The organism is Nosocomiicoccus massiliensis (assembly GCF_000438455.1).
Classification (GTDB): Bacteria; Bacillota; Bacilli; order Staphylococcales; family Salinicoccaceae; genus Nosocomiicoccus; species Nosocomiicoccus massiliensis.
The window spans coordinates 1-1,787 of record NZ_CAVG010000038.1; the positions used below are offsets into that span (position 1 = coordinate 1).

A 1,787-nucleotide genomic window follows, 5' to 3' on the forward strand; every position below is an offset into this window, starting at 1 on the left:
AATAGCTCGTAATAATAAGTAACACTGCCATAAGTACAGCTCGAAGTACACTTGGAGAAAATATATTAACCATTAAAAATATGAGTAAACATATAACTACGAGTGCTTTAACATATTCAATCGGTAGTCTAAATCGTGTAAATAAAAATATCAGTACCATCGTAATATACGCAACGTGTGTCCCTGATATTACGTATAAATGGTAAATACCGAGCTTTTGAAGTGCTGAAAAGAATTGTGAATCGAGCATCATCTTATTACCGATTGACAGCATTAAAATATCTCCGGTATACGGATAATTACTACTCTTTAAAACTTTTTCAGTATACTTATATTTTAAAGTGTTGATTTTCATCTTTACTGTTTTCTTCGTTTCTGAACAGTTTAAACGATCATCTTTCACATAAATACTTCCGACTACGTTAGAAATTTTCATCGATAACGCTTGGTTACGTTTAATAAAATTTCTTTCAATAGTTGGCTTCACGACTTCAAAATCGCCATTGCACACTGTACCAATTGGAAGAAGTACTTCATTCTCCATATAAACATAAAAACGATAATTTTCATATTCACCAATATAAGAAATCGTATCGCTATTATATTTGTAATCTGATATTGTGAAGTAATCAATAGTCTCTTTTTTAAAGGTATCTCTATCAGAATAAAAATATGTACTAGAAATAATTACAGAAATTAAAATTAACGCATATACGATATAACTAATTCTCTGTATAAAGACGATGTATGTAATAATGACCATAAAAAATAACCCTAGCAGTGGAATTTTCACGATTAACGCTCCACTGACTAAGGCTAAAAAGATTAAAAATAAAATCATAATTTTATTTTTAAGTATTCATATATTTTATCGACATCTAAATCGATCTGTGTATATTCAACACCTGTCTTATCGAGTAATTCAATTGCATACGGATGGTTTTTATACGACTCTCTATAATAAATGTTTTTAATACCTGCTTGAATTAATGCTTTTGTACAATGTATACATGGGAAGTGTGTCACATATATCGACGCATTCTCTGTCGATACTCCGTTTTTAGAACATTGAAGTAACGCGTTCACCTCAGCGTGAATCGTGCGAATGCAGTGACCATCTTCTAAATAACACCCGACGTCTATACAGTGATCTTCGCCACTTACTGAACCGTTATACCCACCAGCAATAATGCGGTTATCTTTAACAATTGTAGCCCCAACATTTAAACGTTCACACGTTGAACGTAGTGCGAGTAGCATCGCCTGTGCCATAAAATATTCGTGCCAATTGATACGCTCCATAATTACACCTCTATATTTCTATATCGTTTTCTAAGTTTTCAAACGTTTTTTGACCAATACCAGGTATGTTCATTAAATCTTCTTTCTTTTCAAACAAACCATTCTCTTCACGATAATTGATAATCGTTTCAGCTTTCTTTGCACCGATTCCATTTAACGTCATCAGTTCGTCTTTACTCGCTCTATTTATGTTAACGATATGGCTACTTGAAGTTTCACGGTCCGCTTCGATTATTTCATCTTTTGCTGGTACATAAATGCTCATTTCATCTCTTAACTTTTCTGATTGATTAATTTGGTTTAAGTCTGCAGAGTCAAGTGGTTCACCGAGTAATATAATGTCTTTAACTCTCGCGTCCTTTGGCATCTCATATACATTTGGATGCTTAACAGCACCTTTTATTTCAACAAATATTGAGTTTAGATTCATAGTATCTACGTCCTCTTCAATTTGTGCATGAACACTATTATCTACTTCGACAGGT

Annotated in this window: 3 protein-coding genes; all 3 read right to left on the reverse strand. The window is 32.8% G+C overall.

Translation table 11 applies throughout. The features are described from left to right. Nucleotides 1–841: ComEC/Rec2 family competence protein (locus TJ68_RS01730; protein ID WP_040928402.1), on the reverse strand; the 841-nt coding region annotated here is incomplete at its 3' end. Then, nucleotides 838–1,302 carry a ComE operon protein 2 gene (locus TJ68_RS01735; protein ID WP_040928400.1) on the reverse strand — a complete coding sequence of 155 codons (465 nt, stop codon included), beginning with the start codon at nucleotides 1,300–1,302 and terminating at the stop codon, nucleotides 838–840. The genes TJ68_RS01735 and TJ68_RS01730, both read right to left, overlap by 4 nt. Nucleotides 1,303–1,312: 10 nt before the next feature. After that, a partial coding sequence (locus TJ68_RS01740; RefSeq protein WP_040928401.1) for a helix-hairpin-helix domain-containing protein occupies nucleotides 1,313–1,787 on the reverse strand: 475 nt, incomplete at its 5' end.

Coding starts and splice junctions, on each gene's coding strand:
- TJ68_RS01735 (WP_040928400.1), bottom strand. CDS start 1,302: ATGGAGCGTATCAATTGGCACGAATATTTTATGGCACAGGCGATGCTA.